The sequence below is a fragment of the Variovorax sp. P4_D9 genome (assembly GCF_056401695.1).
In genome coordinates, this window is the sequence record NZ_JBFUIU010001406.1 from 1 (window position 1) to 1,445 (window position 1,445).

The window sequence follows — 1,445 nt, forward strand, 5'->3', positions numbered from 1 at the left end:
ATGTAGCCAATAGCCTACTAGATCTCGTCCGGGCCCCGCTTTCCTGAATCCATCATTCGAGCGACAGCACTCGTTTGCGCGGCGCCGGCCCGGAAGTAGCCCGTCACGACATCCGCACTGCGGTGGCCGGTCATGGCCATGGTTTCCTGCAGGGGCATGTTCTGCCGGCCCGCCTCGGTCACGAACCCCGAGCGCAGCGAGTGCGCCGAGAAATCATCTCCCACGCCAGCGAGCGCACACCGCGCCGTCACGAGGTCCCGAACCGCCGTCCCCGAGAGCCCGTCAGTGCCCAGCTTCCCGTTCTTGAGGATCCGGCGGAAGAGGGGGCCTGATGTGATGCCGCTCGCCTTGAGCCAGGCGTCCAGGGCCACGGCGGCCGACCCGACCACCGGCTTCACATCTTCAGGACGGATCTTCCCGTTGAGGTTCGTCTTCGAGCTCGCCAGCGTGTACAGATAGGCGCCTTCATCGCCGCGGTGCAGGTTCTCGAAGACCGCTTCCGATACTTCCGAGCGCCGGCGTCCGCCCGAGGCCCAGGCAAAGAGGAGGAGGGCGCGATCACGCTTCCCATTGAGTGAGGCGTCGCAGGTCTCCAGCACCGCCTCCAGCGGCTCCTTGGTCAGCGCGCGCTGCTTGTGGGGCAGGGCGTTGCGCTTGGCGTAGGCTTTTTTCGTCTTGCTCAACAGCGCCTTGACCGCGGCGTCCACGCACGGATTGGGCTGCTTGGCCAGGTGGTGCGCCATCGAGAGCACCGAGATCCTGTGAGGAAAGGGCATTGTGCACCGCACCAAAATACGAAAGTCAAGACTTTGTTTTCCCCTTGGCCGGTGCATGACTCTGTGGATAACCTACTGAGCATCTCGCCGGAGCCGCATCCTGCTTGGCTTTCACTGCGGTGCTCATCGAACGAGCAGTTGCACCCACTATTCAAGTTTTTTCGTAGGACCGAGCTCGGCCCGGTCTTTCCGTCCAGACGCGCAGCCGGTCAAACGCCACGGAGCTATTGCTGCGGAACTCGTCGCCAGTTGTTGCCGGGCCCAGTCGAAAGACCGCCGCCAGGACCTGTAGATAGACCACCACCAGGGCCGGTGGAAAGTCCGCCCCCTGGGCCGGTAGACATTCCCCCTTCAGGTCCCGTGGAGAGCCCGCCGCCAGGGCCCGTGGATAGGCCGCCCCCTGGCCCTGTGGAAAGTCCGCCGCCGGGGCCTGTGGATAGGCCTCCTCCAGGCCCGGTAGACAGTCCGCCACCGGGTCCCGTTGACAGTCCGCCACTTGGCCCTGTCGAGCWCGGTCCGCCGGGCCCGGTGTAGCCCACGCAATTCGCAATCGCACTCGCCGAAACTAGTGTAGTGCGCTCGAAATAATAGAACGTAAAGTATACTGCGCATACCAAGCTTTGCGGAGGTTTGAGCCATGCGCGTTGCCCGGAAGATCGAACTGGACGC

1 protein-coding gene is annotated in these 1,445 nt (G+C 63.9%); it reads right to left on the reverse strand.

Annotated elements, in window-relative coordinates; genetic code table 11:
- Window positions 1-17: 17 nt before the first annotated feature.
- Window positions 18-743, reverse strand: a complete 726-nt coding sequence (locus AC1DY5_RS55450) for a site-specific integrase (RefSeq protein ID WP_478122671.1) — start codon at window positions 741-743, stop codon at window positions 18-20.
- Window positions 744-1,445: the final 702 nt, after the last annotated feature.

What these genes read in the sequence shown, in the direction of transcription:
- AC1DY5_RS55450 (WP_478122671.1), bottom strand. Translation starts at nt 743, where the DNA reads ATGGCGCACCACCTGGCCAAGCAGCCCAATCCGTGCGTGGACGCCGCG.